The 15,855-nt window shown below is 69.6% G+C and carries 18 protein-coding genes; 9 read left to right on the top strand and 9 right to left on the bottom strand.

From position 1 onward, the window contains the following. Positions 1-27 precede the first annotated feature (27 nt). From ACX80K_RS05900 to ACX80K_RS05870, 7 genes are all read left to right on the top strand, one after another. Positions 28-729: a GntR family transcriptional regulator gene (locus ACX80K_RS05900; protein ID WP_459270941.1), complete on the top strand. Its 702-nt coding sequence runs from the start codon at positions 28-30 to the stop codon at positions 727-729. 116 nt (positions 730-845) lie between these two features. Beyond that, a complete protein-coding gene (locus tag ACX80K_RS05895; RefSeq protein ID WP_459270940.1) occupies positions 846-1,472 on the top strand; it encodes an amino acid synthesis family protein in 627 nt (208 codons plus the stop codon). After that, positions 1,469-2,020: an amino acid synthesis family protein gene (locus tag ACX80K_RS05890; RefSeq protein WP_459270939.1), complete on the top strand. Its 552-nt coding sequence runs from the start codon at positions 1,469-1,471 to the stop codon at positions 2,018-2,020. The genes ACX80K_RS05895 and ACX80K_RS05890 overlap by 4 nt, the downstream gene beginning before the upstream one ends. Further along, the gene (locus ACX80K_RS05885) at positions 2,017-2,775 is read left to right on the top strand and encodes an alpha/beta fold hydrolase (RefSeq protein WP_459270938.1); all 759 of its coding nucleotides are present in this window, start codon (positions 2,017-2,019) and stop codon (positions 2,773-2,775) included. Before ACX80K_RS05890 ends, ACX80K_RS05885 begins: the two co-directional genes overlap by 4 nt. Further along, positions 2,768-4,249 carry an aldehyde dehydrogenase gene (locus tag ACX80K_RS05880; protein WP_459270937.1) on the top strand — a complete coding sequence of 494 codons (1,482 nt, stop codon included), beginning with the start codon at positions 2,768-2,770 and terminating at the stop codon, positions 4,247-4,249. Before ACX80K_RS05885 ends, ACX80K_RS05880 begins: the two co-directional genes overlap by 8 nt. Before the next feature lie 10 nt (positions 4,250-4,259). Further along, positions 4,260-4,466, top strand: a complete 207-nt coding sequence (locus ACX80K_RS05875) for a tautomerase family protein (protein ID WP_459270936.1) — start codon at positions 4,260-4,262, stop codon at positions 4,464-4,466. 61 nt (positions 4,467-4,527) lie between these two features. Further along, on the top strand, positions 4,528-5,571 hold the full coding sequence (locus tag ACX80K_RS05870; protein WP_459270935.1) for an LLM class flavin-dependent oxidoreductase: 1,044 nt from the start codon (positions 4,528-4,530) through the stop codon (positions 5,569-5,571). Here ACX80K_RS05870 and ACX80K_RS05865 read toward each other — a convergent pair. Further along, on the bottom strand, positions 5,561-6,169 hold the full coding sequence (locus tag ACX80K_RS05865) for a TetR/AcrR family transcriptional regulator (RefSeq protein WP_459270934.1): 609 nt from the start codon (positions 6,167-6,169) through the stop codon (positions 5,561-5,563). The genes ACX80K_RS05870 and ACX80K_RS05865 overlap by 11 nt on opposite strands. A gap of 26 nt (positions 6,170-6,195) precedes the next feature. Between ACX80K_RS05865 and ACX80K_RS05860 the strand changes: the two genes are divergently transcribed. Continuing rightward, the gene (locus ACX80K_RS05860) at positions 6,196-7,377 is read left to right on the top strand and encodes an MFS transporter (RefSeq protein ID WP_459270933.1); all 1,182 of its coding nucleotides are present in this window, start codon (positions 6,196-6,198) and stop codon (positions 7,375-7,377) included. A gap of 28 nt (positions 7,378-7,405) precedes the next feature. On the opposite strand, the gene ACX80K_RS05855 is transcribed toward ACX80K_RS05860, so the two are convergent. Further along, on the bottom strand, positions 7,406-8,089 hold the full coding sequence (locus ACX80K_RS05855) for an SDR family NAD(P)-dependent oxidoreductase (RefSeq protein ID WP_459270932.1): 684 nt from the start codon (positions 8,087-8,089) through the stop codon (positions 7,406-7,408). 118 nt (positions 8,090-8,207) lie between these two features. Here ACX80K_RS05855 and ACX80K_RS05850 point away from each other — a divergent pair, with 118 nt between their 5' ends. Then, a complete protein-coding gene (locus ACX80K_RS05850) occupies positions 8,208-8,786 on the top strand; it encodes a DUF5655 domain-containing protein (protein WP_459270931.1) in 579 nt (192 codons plus the stop codon). Here the strand turns inward: ACX80K_RS05850 and ACX80K_RS05845 are convergent. The 7 genes from ACX80K_RS05845 to ACX80K_RS05815 form a co-directional block, all read right to left on the bottom strand. Next, positions 8,743-9,444 carry a PspA/IM30 family protein gene (locus ACX80K_RS05845; protein ID WP_459270930.1) on the bottom strand — a complete coding sequence of 234 codons (702 nt, stop codon included), beginning with the start codon at positions 9,442-9,444 and terminating at the stop codon, positions 8,743-8,745. The genes ACX80K_RS05850 and ACX80K_RS05845 overlap by 44 nt on opposite strands. Before the next feature lie 50 nt (positions 9,445-9,494). Continuing rightward, entirely contained in the window at positions 9,495-10,061 is a 567-nt protein-coding gene (locus ACX80K_RS05840; RefSeq protein ID WP_459270929.1) for a hypothetical protein, read from the bottom strand. Positions 10,062-10,202: 141 nt separating this feature from the next. Further along, complete coding sequence (locus ACX80K_RS05835) at positions 10,203-10,631, bottom strand: heat shock protein transcriptional repressor HspR (protein ID WP_459270928.1); 429 nt, start codon at positions 10,629-10,631, stop codon at positions 10,203-10,205. A 51-nt stretch (positions 10,632-10,682) separates the two neighbouring features. Further along, the gene (locus ACX80K_RS05830) at positions 10,683-11,672 is read right to left on the bottom strand and encodes a DnaJ C-terminal domain-containing protein (RefSeq protein ID WP_459270927.1); all 990 of its coding nucleotides are present in this window, start codon (positions 11,670-11,672) and stop codon (positions 10,683-10,685) included. Positions 11,673-11,839: 167 nt separating this feature from the next. Beyond that, the gene (locus ACX80K_RS05825; protein WP_459270926.1) at positions 11,840-12,499 is read right to left on the bottom strand and encodes a nucleotide exchange factor GrpE; all 660 of its coding nucleotides are present in this window, start codon (positions 12,497-12,499) and stop codon (positions 11,840-11,842) included. A gap of 2 nt (positions 12,500-12,501) precedes the next feature. After that, positions 12,502-14,370 (bottom strand): molecular chaperone DnaK, encoded by a 1,869-nt coding sequence (gene dnaK / locus ACX80K_RS05820; protein WP_459270925.1) that lies wholly within the window; start codon positions 14,368-14,370, stop codon positions 12,502-12,504. 138 nt (positions 14,371-14,508) lie between these two features. Further along, positions 14,509-15,822: a DUF2252 domain-containing protein gene (locus tag ACX80K_RS05815; protein ID WP_459270924.1), complete on the bottom strand. Its 1,314-nt coding sequence runs from the start codon at positions 15,820-15,822 to the stop codon at positions 14,509-14,511. Positions 15,823-15,855 lie beyond the last annotated feature (33 nt).

The following is a 15,855-nucleotide window of genomic DNA, read 5'->3' as shown; positions in this document are numbered from 1 at the left end:
TGCAAGGCGGCATCTAACGTTTGATGCATGCAACAGCTTCTGGATTCCGAAGATCAGGACCGAATCGCAGGCGGAGGCGAGACTCCCCTGCTCGATCGCGTGCGCCGGTTGGTGCTCAGCGGCAGTTTCTCGCCGGGTGCGCCACTGTCCGAGGTCTTCCTGGCGCAGGAGTTCGACGTCAGCCGAACCCCAATCCGGGAGACGTTGAAGCAGTTGCAGCACGAGGGACTCGTGGAGATCCGCCCGAAGGTGGGGACCTTCATCCGGGAGCCGACACGTCGGGAGATCGTGGAGCTCTTCCAGCTCAAGGAGAGCCTGGAAGGTCTTGCTGCCGGCCTGTTGGCCCGTCGTGGCTCGGTCCCCGAACTGGGTGTGCTCGAGCACAACATCGAGGAGTCCGACCGTGCGGCGGTGGACCAGGACGCCACCCGGTATGCGGAACTCGTGCACGAGTTCCATCGCACCATCATCACCGGCGCGGAGAACTCCAAGTTGGTGGAGCACTACGACCGGCTGATGAACCAACTGGCCTATCACCGGCTCGTGCTGCGCACCGCGGAGCACCCTGGCCGGATCAGGGCATCGACGGGTGAACACCGCGCGGTGCTGAGGATGATCCGGGACAAGGACCCTTTCGGAGCAGAGGCCGCCATGCGGAACCACGTCCACGCCTCGGCACGGGAGGTCCTCACCGACGCCCGCACCGCCCCCGTCGAGCCCCACTCCTGATCCCCGCCGCGTCTGCCGACCGGTTCGGACTGCGCCATCGGCAGCGCGAGCCTGCGTGCGGCGCAGGCCGGCCCGCAACGTTCCTGTCCCCGCCCCCGAAAGGCCCCCAGATGTCCATGACCGAGCGAACGGCCCACGGAGCTTCCGGTGCGGGAGTCCGGAAGATCGTCTACTACCAGGAGGACGTGCTGTCGGAGAACGGCCGGAGCCCCGTCGGGTCGGTGAGGCGCGCGACGGTCGCAGCCGTCGTGTCCAACCCCTGGGCCGGGACCGGTCCGGAGACGGATCTCTCCACCGCCGCGGAGGACCTCGCTCCGCTGCTGGCGCGGGTGCTCACCGACCGACTCCTCGAGGGACTGGGCGGCGCCGAACAGATCGAGGCGTTCGGCAAGGCCGCTATCGTGGGAACTGCAGGTGAGCTCGAGCATGCTGGAGCACTCATCCACACCCCGTTCTTCGGCAACCTCGTCCGCGAGTTCCTCGAAGGATCGTCGATCATCTGCTTCGCCGACGACCGCGCGGAGCCGGGTCAGCCGTTGGTCGTGCCCATGTGGCACAAGACCCATGCCGCGACCCGCAGCCATTACCAGACCATCACCACCCGGGTGAACGACGGCCCACGCGCCGACGAGATCGTCGTCGTCGTCGCCGCTTCCACCGGACCCCGACCCCACCCGCGTATCGGGGACCGCAATACGGACCCCGTCGTCACATCCGCCATCCTCGAAGGAGCCTCAGCATGAGAGCACGCAAGATCGTCACCCTGGTCGAAGAGGTCCTCACCGAGGGAGGCCGGCCCGTCGAGCCTGCAGCACGCGTGGCCGTCGTCGCGGTGGTGATCGCCAACCCGTGGGCCGGACAGGGCTTCGTCGAGGACCTCGTCCCAGGCATCGACGCGAACGCCTCCGAGGTCGGGGCCCTGCTGGCGGCTCGCGTGGTCGAGGCCCTGGGAGCCCCGGTGGAAGCCTTCGGCAAGGCCGCCATCGTCGGTCTCGACGGGGAGATCGAACACGGCTCGGCGCTCATCCACACGTTGAAGTTCGGGAACCACTTCCGCGACGCCGCCTCTGCGACGACCCTGCTACCCGCGGTGGAGAAACGCGGACCGGCAGGCGTCGTGTTCGATATCCCGCTCAAGCACATCACCGACGCGACCATCCGGTCGCACCACCAGAGCATCGAGGTACGCCTGGCGGATGCACCGCACGCGGGTGAGATCGTCATCGCCCTCGCTGCCGCCGCCCAGGGCCGCCCCCAGCAACGCCTGGCTCCGCTGAGCAGCGAGCAGTGACCCTCCCCCAGCCCCTCCCGATCGTCCTCCTCCATGGGGTGGGGCTGGACCGCAGCATGTGGGAACCCCTGGCCGCCGGGCTCCAGCGGCAGAGCGACAAGACCGTCGTCGCTCTGGACCTGCCCGGCCACGGCAGTGAGCCGGCGCTCACAGGCCCGGTCTCACTCGGTGATCTGGCCGAGGACGTCGCGGGGCGACTGCCCGGACGCTCCCATCTCGTAGGGTTCTCACTGGGTGCTCTCATCGCCCAGCACCTGGCCCTGCACCGCCCCGACCTGGTTGCAACACTGACCAGTGTCAGTTCGGTCTGCCGGCGGACCCCCGACGAGTCGATCGCGGTGCATCGACGGCTCGAGGGTGCCCGGGCGGACTTCCGTGGCAGCGTCGAAGCCTCGATCGAGCGGTGGTACCCCCAGGGCCAGGGCGTGGACCGGAGCAGGGTCGAACAGACGCGGAGCACCCTGCTGGCGAATTCGGTGGAGTCCTATCTCCACGCCTACGAGGTGTTCGCACATGCGGACGCCGAGATCGGTCCGGTACTCGGACTGATCGGGACCCCGTCCCTGGCCGTGACAGGAGAGCTGGATCCCGGCTCCACCCCGGAGATGACCCGCCGCCTCGGCGAGGCCGTCCCCGGTTCGCGCACGGTCGTCGTGCCCGGCGCCCGCCACATGCTCCCCGTGGAACGGCCGGAGGAGCTGGCTCGCATCATCGATCGCTTCATCAAGGAATCGAGTGGAGAAGACCATGTCTGAGCGATGCGACCATTTCATCGACGGGCGATACGTCGCGCCCGTGGAGGACGAGTACTTCGAGAGCACCAACCCCGCCACGTTGGAGATCCTCTACACGGCCGCCCGCGGCACGTCCGCGGACGTCGACGCCGCCGTGGCGGCCGCCGATCGGGCGTTCCACGACCCGCGGTGGCGGGACCTCTCCCCTACCCGGCGCGGGCACCTGCTACGACGCCTCGGTGACCTGGTGGCGCAGCACGCCGAGGAACTGGCGCGCCTGGAGTCCGAGGACAACGGGAAGCTCCTCCGCGAGATGAGGGGCCAGCTGATCAGCCTCCCGGAATACCTGTACTACTACGCCGGCTTGGCCGACAAGGTCCAGGGCAGCCAGGTCCCCACGAACTCGGTCCAGATGCTCAACTACACCCAGCGCGAAGCGCTCGGAGTGGTCGGCGCCATCACCCCCTGGAACTCGCCCCTGACGCTGACCACCTCGAAGCTGGCGCCGGCCCTGGCCGCGGGCAACACCCTGGTCATCAAGCCCTCCGAATACACCTCGCGCACCGTGCTGCGCCTCGCCGAACTCGCCGTCGAGGCGGGATTCCCCGACGGCGTCATCAACGTGGTCACCGGGTACGGCGTCGAGGCGGGGGCGCCCCTGGTGGATCACCCGGGGATCGCGAAGATCTCGTTCACGGGCTCCACCGACACCGGTTCGCGCATCGCCGCCTCCGCTGCTGCCCGCTTCATCGGCTGCACGCTGGAGCTCGGCGGAAAGAGCCCCAATATCGTCTTCGGGGACGCGAACATCCCCAACGCCGCCATGGGCGTCGTCGCCGGCATCTTCGCCGCGGCCGGCCAGACCTGCATCGCCGGCAGCCGCGTCTTCGCCCACCGCTCGATCTACGACGAGTTGCTGGAGCGGGTCGCGGACCGGGCACGCTCCATCGTCATCGGCGATCCGCTGCTCGACGAGACCGAGCTGGGTCCGCTGGCCTTCGCAGCCCAGCGGGACAAGGTGAGCTCGTACGTGGAACTCGGCGTCAGCGAGGGTGCGACGGTCCTCACCGGCGGGAACCGTCCCGACGTCGACCTGCCGGGTTACTTCTACGCGCCGACCGTCCTGACCGGGGTGGACAACACCATGCGCGTCACGCGGGAGGAGATCTTCGGGCCCGTCGCCGCGATCATGCCCTTCGACACCGAGGACGAGGTCCTGGAACTGGCCAACGACACCGACTACGGTCTCGCGGCCGGCGTATGGACCCAGAACCTGGCGCGCGCCCACCGCATGAGCCGAAGGCTCGAAGCCGGCACGATCTGGGTGAACACCTACCGGGCGATGTCCCCGATGTCCCCGCGCCAGGGCTTCAAGAGCAGCGGCGTGGGCATCGAGCACGGACTCGAGTCGATGCACGAATACACGCGGCTGAAGAGCATCTGGATCAACACGGACGAGGATCCCGTCGCCGACCCGTTCGTGATGCGCGGATAGGAACCCGACCATGCCTCTCATCGATGTGAGTATCGCCGAAGGACGGAGCCCGGAGCAGCTACGCGCCCTCGTATCCGCCCTGCACCGCGCTGCCGAGGAGACGGTCGGCGCGCTGCCGCAGAACACGACGGTCATCATCCGCGAGGTTCCCGCCACCCACTGGTCCAGGGCCGACCGGACCATCGCGGAGGCGAGGAAGAGCCCTGAACCCACCTGACCGACCCGACCGACCCGACCGACCCGACCACCTGTCATCGCACCACGGAAGGCCAACAACAATGCGTTTTTCACTTTTCGCCCACATGGAACGCTGGGACGGCGACGTCACCCATCGACAGCTCATGGAGGATCTCGTGGAGCTGGTCCAGCTCGCCGAGGAGGGCGGCTTCTCCACCGTCTGGACCGGGGAGCACCACTCCATGGAGTACACCGTCTCGCCCAGCCCCATGCCGGTGCTCGCCTATCTCGCTGCGAAGACGACGACCATCCGCCTGGGTGCAGGGACGCTCATCGCACCGTTCTGGAATCCCATCCGGGCCGCCGGGGAATCCGCCCTCGTGGACGTCATCAGCAACGGTCGCCTCGAACTCGGGATCGCCCGCGGAGCGTACCAGTTCGAGTTCGACCGTCTCGCCGGAGGCATGCCTGCGGCAGCCGGGGCCCAGCACCTGCGTGAGCTGCTTCCCGCGATGCAGGCCCTCTGGCAGGGGGACTACGCCCACGAGGGTGAGATCTGGCAGTTCCCCACCTCGACCAGCGTGCCGAAGCCGGTACAGGACACCATCCCGATCTGGGTGGCGGCACGCTCCCCCGAGTCGCACGAGTTCGCCGTGGAGAACGGCTTCAACATCATGGTCACGCCACTGATGAAGGACGACGCCGAAGTGGCCGACCTCACCGCCAAGACCAGGGCCGCCGTGGAGAAGTTCCCCGGCTCGAAGGAGCCCGAGGTCATGTGCCTGCGCCATACCTACGTGCACGAATCCGGCGACGCGGACGGCTGGCGTCCCGGTGCCGCCGCGATCAACCGCTACTACAGGTCCTTCGATGCGTGGGCGGGGAACCGGACGATTCCGACCAACGGCTTCCTCGACCCCTCACCCGAGGCGAAGTTCGCCGACCGTCCGGAGTTCGAGCTCGACAACCTGCACCGGTCGGCGATGATCGGCACTCCCGACGAGGTGATCGAGCGCATCAAGCACTACCAGGAGCTGGGTGTCGACGAGTTCAGCTACTGGATCGACAACGGGATGAGTCACGAGGAGAAGAGGAAGTCGCTGGAACTGTTCGTCAGGGAGGTCGTCCCGGCCTTCAGCGCGTGAGCCGGAAGGTCGACGACGGGGTCTCCGGTCCGGCGACGGCGTGCAGGGCCAGGCCCGCGAGGTGCCGGCCCTCGGCGGTGGCGGTGTCTACGTCCGTTCCGCGCAGGACCATCCCGAGGACACCGGTGTAGATCAGGACGAGCCGACGCGCGAGCACCGGCGCCTGCCGCCCGCCGACGAGGGGCGCCGCTAGTTCCTCCAGCCGGTCCAGGAGCAGCCGCGTGTCGGCAGCGAGCGTGTCCCCGAGGTCGGGCCCCGGGTGCGGGGTCTCCGCGGCGACACCGAGGAACATGCACCACCGTGAGGGCGTGAGGGCGCGCCGGTGCCGGCCGAGAGCGGTGAAGACGGCGAGCAGCTTCTCCTCGGGGGTGGGTGCCTCGTCGACGCATTCCTGCCAGGTGGTGTCCCATCGGGCCAGCCGACGGCGCAGCGCCTCCGTGATCAGCCCCTCCTTGTTGCCGAAGTGCGCGTAGAGCGTCGCCGGCGAGACCCGGGCGCGCTGGAGGATCGCGTCGACGGGGGCGTTCACCCCCTGCGTCGCTGCAAGATCCTCCGCCGCGTCGAGCAGCCGGTCCCGGGCCGTCGGTTGTGGTGCCATGCGACAAGGGTATAACGTTCGTTTCAATGAAACGATCGTTACAATCGCCTGGGCTGCGGCCCCTGCTCTTCGCCACCTCCGGCGTCGCGCTCATCGCCGTCACCTACGGTCTGGCCCGCCTCGGCTACGGCCTGTTCCTGCCGGCGTTCTCCGCGGCGTTCCCCCTGACGCCCGCGGTGAGCGGACTGCTGGCATCCGGCGCCTCGATCCTCTACTGCGTGTCCGCCGGGATCGGCTTCCGCCATGCATCCCTCCGTCCGCGGACGGTGGCCGTGCTCGCCGGGATCTCGGCGGCTCTCGGCAGCCTGGCGATCGCCGGTGCCTCCGGCACCCCGGTGTTCGCGGGGGGTGTCCTGCTCGCCGGGATGGGGGCGGGATTCGCGTCGCCCGCCCTGGTGGAGCTGGTACGCCGCAACGCCGAGCCTCCGGCCGAGGGGCGTCTCCAGTCGGTGGTCAACTCGGGGACGGGGTTCGGAGTGGTCCTCGCGGGAGCCCTGTCCCTCGTGCTCGGCGAGGCATGGCGCCTGGCCTGGGTGCTGGTGGCGGTCCTCGCCACGGCGTCGATGCTCGCCGTCCTGCGGCTGGACCGGAGCGACCGACCCGGCGCGCGTGCCGCGGGGCGACGGACCGCGCCCTCGCTCGTGGCGCGGTCGAGTTTCGTCGGACTGGCCCGGCCACTCGCCGGGGCCCTCGTCTTCGGGAGCGGCTCGGCTGCAGTCTGGGTCTACGGCAGGGCGACGCTCGAGCAGGCCGGCGGCATGAGCGTCGGTCTGTCCGCCGGTGCCTGGATAGCCCTGGGGGTGGGCGGCGCCGGAGCCGCGGCCGTGTCCCGCCGGCTCGCAGCCCACTCCGTCCCGGTGACCTGGTCGCTGTCGACCGTCGTCACGGCGGTGGCGACCGCACTGATCGGCACGGCTCCCGGCTCCCTGCCCCTGGCCTACACCGCTGCGGCCCTCTTCGGTCTTGCCTACACGGCCGCGACGTCCGTGCTGATCCTGTGGGCGTCCGCCGCCGCGGAGGACAGCGCGGCCGGGACGTCGCTCCTGTTCATCGCCCTGGTGCTCGGGCAGGCGGCCGGCGCGTCGCTCACGGGGCTCCTGCTGGAGACCGGCAGCGCCGCGCTCGCCTTCCCGGTCGCGGGTCTCGCATGCGCGGCCAGCGCCTTCGCGGCGATCCCGACGACGGCGGGCGCCGTACGGCTGCGGTAGGGCGGGTCCGCTCCCGGGGCTGCCGACCTCAGAACGCCGACGAGGGCAGGTCCCGCTCCCCGTCGCTGATGGCCGTGACGATGCGTCCGGCGACGGCGACCGGGTCCTTGCCCCGGGGCAGTTTCGGGGCCTCCCCCGCGATGGGCCGCGTCGCAAGCCCGGTCTCCGTGTGTGGCGGACGCGCGTCGAGGACACGGACGCCCTGCCGTCGCAGTTCCAGCGTCAGCGCCTTCCCGTACGCGCTCAGTCCGGCCTTCGTCGCCGAGTACGCGGCCATGCCCGCCGTCGGGCTCTCGGCGACGACGGCACTGATCTGGGCGATGAACGAATCCTTCCCGAGCGAGGGCGCGACGGCGCGGACGAGCCGCATGTAGCCGAGCAGGTTGACGAGCATGAGCTCGTCGAGGGTGTCGTCGTCGACCTCGGTGGCGGGTCCGAAGGCCACGACGCCCGACGCGAACACCAGCCCGTCCAGCTCGCGGCCGTACACGGCGGCGGCGATGTCCGCCGGGCCCGTGGGCTTCCCCAGGTCGGCGGCCACGCGGCCCACGACGGCGTCCCCGAGCTCCTCGGCGAGGCCTCCGAGCTTGTCCGCGGACCTGCCGGACAGCGTGAGCTGGGCACCCCGGGCCGCGAGCTGGCGGGACAGCTCGGCCCCGAGGACCCCGGTGGCGCCGACGACGAGGACATGGGCACCACTCAGCTCGGTCATGCGCCGAGTGTAGCAACGGCCTCCGGCGCACTCCCGGCGCACTCCCGGCGCCCTCGCGGCGGGCTGACAGGGAACGGGCCCGCCCCGGTGCCGCCACCGGTGCCGTTACAGTGTGGGCATGGCCGAGATGCGGAGCTGGCAGTCGATGGTGGACACGAACGCGGCGCTGCTCCTCAGCACCACGGGGCGGAAGCCGGCGGACTGGGCCGCGGAGGCCCGTTCCGCGGGGATCGCCACGCGCGAGGAGCTGTCCTGCTGGCTCAAGGACCGGGGAGTCACCGGGTACAGCCTGATGAGCGTCGACTGGGAGGTCTTCGGGCTCCCCGAGATGTTCCTCCGGTCCGCCGACGAGCTCTACGAGGCCCAGTACGTTGACCGGCCGGCTCTTCGACCCCTCGCCGACCGGATCCTGCTCTGGGCCGCGGAGACGCCCGGGACCATCATCCAGATGCGCAAGACCTACGTCTCCCTGCAGTCGTCACGGCGGAAGTTCGCGCAGCTCACCCCGAGCACGAGGACCGCCGCCGATCTGTCCTTCCGCCTCGCGGTGCCGGACCTGCCGCGACTGGAAGCGGTCCGCACCGATGACCCGTTCGCCTGGCGCATCCGGCTCCGGCACGAGGACGACGTCGACGACGCCCTCCTGCGGGCGCTCAGCGCTGCGCTGGAGGATAGCCTCGGGCGTTCCTCCGCTTGAGTTCCTCGAGCTCCTGCTGGGCGGCCGCCTCGGCTTCGAGTTCCTCGAAGGCCTGCTGGAGGCGCGGCGACGACGGGTCGGTCCACGACAGTTCCTCGCGCGCCTGGGCCTGCGCCTCGAAGCGCCGCACCTCGAGCTCGGCGTTACGCCGCGCGGCGTCGATCGCCGCCGCCTCGCGGGAGGACGACGCCAGCGCGTCGTGGACGCCGATGGCCGCCTGGGCCGCCGCGCGGCGCGCCAGCATCGCGTCGTACTCCAGGGCGTTCTGCTGCACGCGCTGTTCGAGCCGCCGCACGTCGTCGTGGAGACGGCGTGCCTGCTGCTCCGCTTCGTGCAACTGGCTGGTGAGGGTCTCGAGGCGCCGCCGCGCGGTCATCGACTCGCGGATCGCCGCCCGGGCGGCGTCGTCGTCACCGCGCTGGACAGCCGCGGCCGCCGCGGCCTCGATCCGGTTCACGTAGTCGGCGGCCTCGTTGGCCGCGAGGCCTACGCGGTGGTGATGCGCCGCGACGTCCGCTGCCCCCCGGCGCGCCTGGTCGAGGAGCGCGCGCTGCGCCTGCTGGGCCGTCTGCGCCTGGACCCTCGGGTCCTCCTTGGATTCCGCCGCCGCGTAACGGTTGGCCTGCACGATGCGCGTGATGCGGCGTTTGATCGACACTGTGGGACCCCCGGGTCGGTGGTTGGGTTGCGGCTACCTGGTCCAACCGGTCACCAGGTCTGCCGGTTCCCGTAGCTGTCCCGCCACGTGGCCATGGCGGAGATCTCGGTGCGGAGGCGGTTGGTCGCCTGGTCGAGCTGCAGGGTGTCGATGGACCGGGACGTCTGCAGGAGGCAGCGGCGCAGATCGGCGGAGAGTTCGTCGAGCGCCCGGGCCTGCGCCGCGAGGTCGGTCGTCCACTCCTGCTTGAGGGCGCGGTTCGGCTCGCGGTCGGCGGCACGCAGCAGGTTCTCGAGCGAGGCCGCGGCCTGGTCGATCTCCGCGGCGGCACGTGGCAGGTCACCGACGGGACGCCTCTGCGCCCCGGCCTCCGCGAGGGCGAGGTGCGTGGCGCGGGACGAGCGCTTGAGGTCGGCGATGAGGCGCGCGGGCTCCCTCGTCAGCCGGTCCGGGGCGTAGGCACGGGCAGCGAGCGTGCCACGGTCCTTCGTGCGCTCGATGATGCGCGACCGCCTGACCTTGCGTACCACCAACCAGCCCGCGACGCCCGTACCGGCACCGAGGGCCGCGACGACGCCTGCACCGACCACGAGGGCCTCGACGAAGAGTTCAAACATGCCGCAGCTCCGGGAAGGTTTCCATCCGTCCAGTCTGCCCGCGTCCCCTGACAAATTCCACCGCAGCCTGCCGGACGCCACCCTGCGGACGGCGACGCGAGCCCGGGGAGACGCGCCTTCCGGCCCCCTCCGCGGCGGCGCCTAGTTCGCTCTACGCGCAGTGTCCGGGCGCCACACCACGAGCGCCTGGCTGCGCGGGCGGGGGCGCTGGCCACGCGCCAGCGTCACGACGTCGCCCGCGAGCCCGGCGGCGAAGATGCGGCTGGACTCGGAGTGCAGGCGGCGGGACGCCAGCTCGGCGGACAGCTCGGTGACGCGTGCCCTGAGGGCCGCCACCTGGTTCTCGAGCTCGAGGATGCGGCGGATGCCTTCGAGGGACACGCCCTCCTGGGAGAGACGCTGGATCTCCCGCAGCGTCCCGACGTCCTTCTGCGAGTAGCGCCTCGCGCGGCCCGGCGCCCGGCTGGGCGTCACGAGGCCCAGCCGGTCGTACTGGCGCAGCGTCTGCGGGTGCATGTCGGCGAGCTCGGCGGCCACGGAGATGACATAGATGGGCATCGTGTAGTCCATGGTGGGCCTCCTTCCCTCGCCGGGGCTCCCGGCGATCGCTCGGATCATCGGTTACAGGCGCGCCTTCGCGGCGAGCCCGGCGCGCGGGTCGGCGTCCTTCGTCGCGTCCCTGAAGGATTCGACGGCGGCCTCGGCCTCGCGGGACAGGTTCTGCGGGACGACGACGTCGACGGTGACGAGCAGGTCGCCCGTCGCCTTCGAGGTCTTCACGCCGCGGCCCTTCAGGCGCAGCGTCCGGCCCGAGGGCGTACCGGCGGGGATCCGCATCTTGACCAGGTCACCCGTGAGCGTGGGCACCTCGATCTGGGCGCCGAGCGCCGCCTCGGGGAAGCTGACCGGTACATGCACGCGGATGTTGTCGCCGTCGCGCTTGAACAGCGGGTGCTCCTTGACGGAGACGGTGACCATCAGGTCGCCCGGCCCGTCCTGGCCCGGCTGCCCCTTGCCCTTGACGCGGACCTTCTGCCCGTCGCGGATGCCCGCGGGGACGCGCACGTCGATCTGCTCGCCCGAGGGTTCGCGCAGGCCGATCGTGGTCCCGTTGATGGCCCCCGCGAAGGAGATGGACGTGGACGCGGTCCGGTCGGCACCCTTCTGCGGCCGCGTCGACTGGAAGCCGCCCGGGAAGCCGTTGCCGCCTCCGCCGCCGAACAGGTCGGCGAACTCGGGCGGGAGGTTGCTGTTCGAGAAGCCGGTGCGCTGGCGGGTCCCGGTCCCCTGGCCGAAGAGGTTCCCGAAGATGTCCTCGAAGCCCGCACTGCTGCCGGCGCCGCCACCGGTGCCGCCGGCGGAGAAACGTGCTCCTCCGCCCATCGCGCGGATGGCATCGTACTGCTGGCGCTCTTCGTCGTCGGACAGCACCGAATAGGCTTCCGACACGTCCTTGAAGGTCTTCTCGGAGGCCGCGTCACCCTGGTTCTGGTCGGGGTGGTACTTGCGGGCGAGCTTCCGGTACGCCTTCTTGATGTCGGCGCCGGAAGCATCCTTGGAGACACCCAGGATCTTGTAGAAATCCTTGTCGACCCAATCCTGACTGGCCAATTGGCGTCTCCTTTCCTAGTTCTTCCAATTCAAAAGCGAGTAGGCGGCGTACGCCGGGACGGTTCCCGAGGAAGGCGGCTTCAATATTCCAAGGGCCCCCAGGGCCCGCAGGAATTTCGTTGCCGCCGTTCGGGAGCCGTCCCGGCGTCCGCGCAGCGCGGTAACAACTACTCCGGCACAGCCACGATGACCTGGGCGGCCCGGAGGACGCGCTCGCCCTTGCGGTAGCCCGCGCGGAGGATCTGGCTGACGCTGTCGGCCTGCACGTCCGCGCTGGGCTGCTGGATGAGCGCCTCGTGGATGTTCGGGTCGAACGCGACGCCGACCTCGTCGATCCGGGTGAGCTCGTACGTCCTGAGCGCGTTCTCGAACTTGCCGGCGATGGCCGCGAAGGGCCCTTCGGCGAGGTCGCCGTGCTGGCGTGCGGCATCGATGTCGTCGAGGACGGGCATCAGCGAGTTGATCACGCCGATGACCGCCTGATCTCGTGCGACATCGCGGTCGCGCTCCACGCGGCGGCGGTAGTTGACGTACTCGGCCTGCAGGCGGAGGAGGTCGTTGCGGAGTTCCGCGACGACGTCCACCGTGGGATCGCCCCCCTCGGCACCGGCCTCGTTGAGGATCGCCTCGGCCTGGGCCAGGGCATCCCCGTCGGAGGCGTCCACGCCGGGACCGGCCTCCCGTCCGGCCGCGGATTCCTCCGCGGCCGGAGCGTCGGTGTCGTTCTGCTGCCCACGGACTTCGCCCGTCTCAGGGTCGATCTTCCGGTTGTCGGATGAGCTCACCGGCTCCGACTCGTGCTCTTCTTCGTTTCCGTGGTGCGGCATGGCTACTTCTTCTCGTTGACGTCGTCGACCTCTTCGGCGTCGACGATGTCCTCGTCGGTGCCTGCGGAGGCCGGCTGGTCATCGGCCGGCGCGCCGGCCGCGGAGCCCGCGTCCTGCTGGGCGGAGGCGTAGATCGCTTCACCCAGCTTGGACTGGGAGGCCTGCAGCTTCTCGAACGCCGTCTTGACCTCGTCCTCGTTGTCCTGCGACTCGAGTGCCTTCTTCAGGGCGTCGACGTCGGCCTGGACGTCGTTCCTGACGTCCTCGGGCAGCTTGTCCGCGTTGTCGGCGATGAGCTTGTCCACCGAGTAGGCGAGCTGCTCGGCACCGTTGCGGGTGTCGGCGGCCTCGCGGCGCTGCTTGTCCTCGGCTGCGTGCTCCTCGGCCTCGCGCACCATGCGGTCGATGTCCTCCTTGGAGAGGGACGATCCGCCGGTGATGGTCATCGACTGCTCGGTGCCCGTGCCCTTGTCCTTGGCGGACACGTGCACGATACCGTTGGCGTCGATGTCGAAGGTGACCTCGACCTGCGGGACGCCGCGCGGGGCCGGCGCGATGCCGGTCAGCTCGAACGTGCCCAGCGGCTTGTTGTCGCGGGTGAACTCGCGCTCGCCCTGGAAGACCTGGATGGCCACGGACGGCTGGTTGTCGTCGGCGGTGGTGAAGGTCTCGCTGCGCTTGGTCGGGATGGCCGTATTGCGCTCGATGAGCTTGGTCATCATGCCGCCCTTGGTCTCGATGCCGAGGGAGAGCGGGGTGACGTCGATCAGCAGGACGTCCTTGCGCTCGCCCTTCAGCACACCGGCCTGCAGTGCGGCACCGACGGCCACGACCTCGTCCGGGTTGACGCCCTTGTTGGGCTCCTTGCCGCCTGCGAGCTCCTTGACGAGTTCGCCCACGGCGGGCATGCGGGTGGAGCCGCCGACGAGGACGATGTGGTCGATGTCGGAGACCTTGATGCCGGCCTCGGCGATGACGTCCTGGAACGGCTTCTTGGTGCGGTCCAGCAGGTCCTTGGTGAGGTCCTGGAACTTGGCGCGCGACAGGTGCTCGTCGAGGTGGACGGGGCCGTCCGCCGTGACCGAGAGGTACTGGAGGGAGATGTTCGTCGACGTCGCCGAGGACAGTTCCTTCTTGGCCTGCTCGGCAGCCTCCTTGAGGCGCTGCAGGGCGATCTTGTCCTTCGAGAGGTCCGCACCCTTGGCCTTGGCCTGGGAGAGCAGGTAGTCGACGACGCGCTGGTCCCAGTCGTCGCCGCCGAGGCGGTTGTCACCGGCGGTCGAACGGACCTGGATCGTGGAGAACGCGTCCTCGTCCTTGCCGACCTCGAGGAGGGAGACGTCGAACGTTCCGCCGCCGAGGTCGAAGACGAGGATGAGCTCGTCCTCCTTGCCCTTGTCGAGGCCGTAGGCGAGAGCCGCTGCGGTGGGCTCGTTGACGATGCGCAGCACCTTGAGACCCGCGATCTCGCCGGCCTCCTTGGTGGCCTGGCGCTCGGCGTCGTTGAAGTACGCGGGGACGGTGATCACGGCATCGGTGACCTTCTCGCCGAGGTAGCTCTCGGCATCCGTCTTGAGCTTCTGGAGGATACGCGCGGAGATCTCCTGCGGCGTGTACTTCTTCCCGTCGATCCCGACGTTCCAGTCGGTGCCCATGTGGCGCTTGACCGAGGCGATGGTGCGGTCGATGTTGTTGACGGCCTGACGCTTGGCGATCTCGCCCACCAGGACCTCGCCGGCCTTGGAGAAGGCGACGATCGACGGCGTGGTGCGTGCGCCCTCGGCGTTCGCGATGACGGTGGGCTCGCCGCCTTCGAGGACCGAGACGACCGAGTTGGTGGTTCCGAGGTCAATACCTACTGCACGTGACATGCAATTTCCTTTCGACTGCCCGGGATTTGCGAGGCGCTCATCCGCCGGGCGCGTAGATTGAGCGTTCTGCACTCAACTATAGTCCGGCGCGGCAGGAGATCAAAACCGACTTGAGTCCCGTGCGCTCAACTTCGGTTCCTACGCGGCCGGCACGGCGGTGATGAGCCCCTCCCGGAAGGCGTCGACGAAGAGCGCGTGGTCCTGGCGCACGGTCTCCGCGTAGGCCTCCCCGAAGCCACCGATGTCCTTGAGGAAGTCCTCGCGGGAGCGGTCGACAGCGGCAAGGATGGCGGTCTCCGTACGGAAGGGCACCAGGTCGTGGTCGCTGTCCTCGTCCGTGGAGCAGTGGATCTTCGCGGTCGCCTGTCCGAGGGCCTCGAGCACCGGCACCATCTGCTCGGGCTCCGTGAGGTCCTCCCAGGAGAGGTCCCGCTTGTACGGGGACAGCTCGGAGACCACGAACGAGACGCCACGGATGGTCGTGTAGCCCAGGAACGGGTCCGTGTGGGTCTGCAGCGAGCGCTGGCTGATGACGGCGCGGTGACCGTCGTCCTCGAAGTACCCACGCACGCGCTCGTCGTCGACGATCCGGCTGGGCGCGGCGATGTTCGACTGCTTCATCGTGAGGATGATGTCGTTCTCCTGGGCCTCGTCGAAGCCTTCGATGAGCACGTTGTAGGCGGGCAGGCCGGCACTGCCGATCCCGAAGCCCTTCTTGCCGACGATGCCCTTCACCCGGTAGAACACGCGGCGTCGGGACCGCTCGCTGTCGGGGATGGTGCCGAGGTAACGGTCGAAGGCGTCGGCGACCTCCGCGTACTCGTCGGCGTCGAGCACCCTGACGGAGCCGTCGTCGCGGAACTGGCGCTCGTAGTCCTCGATCCGGGTCAGCGAGTCGAGCAGGCGCGTGCGCCGTGCGGCGCGGGCCTGCTGCAGGACCCGGTAGATGGGCCCCTCGGCGTTGTCGAGCCCGAAGGCGAAGGTGGACTGCTCGTCGTCGACGTAGTCCCGGACCCGGCCGAGGTAGGCCTCGAGGTAGGTGCGTGAGAGGTCGCGGACCGCCTGCGACGGCAGCGCCTTCTGCCAGCACAGCAGCGTCAGCGAGGCGACGAAGCGGCGCAGGTCCCACGAGAAGTGGCCAACGTACGCCTCGTCGAAGTCGTTGACGTCGAACGTGAGCCGGCCCTCGTTGTTCATGTAGGTGCCGAAGTTCTCCGCATGGAGGTCGCCATGGATCCACACCCTGCCCGTGCGCTCGTCCGCCCAGGCGTCGTCCAGCCGTTCCATGTCGGTGTAGAACAGGGATGCACTGCCCCGGTAGAAGGCGTACGGGTCCGCCGCCATCTTCCGGAACCGTGCGCGGAACGCGAGGGGGTCGACGCTCATGAGGTCCTGGTGGGCCTCCACGAGGGTACTGACGATGTGCTGCTGACGGGACTCGGTGGCTTCCATTCGTCCACGGTACGCTCGCCGGGTCCGGGTGCC

This window comes from Arthrobacter sorbitolis, from assembly GCF_054510995.1.
Note: the sequence above shows the minus strand (reverse complement) of the source record. Positions and strands in the feature narration are given on the sequence as shown.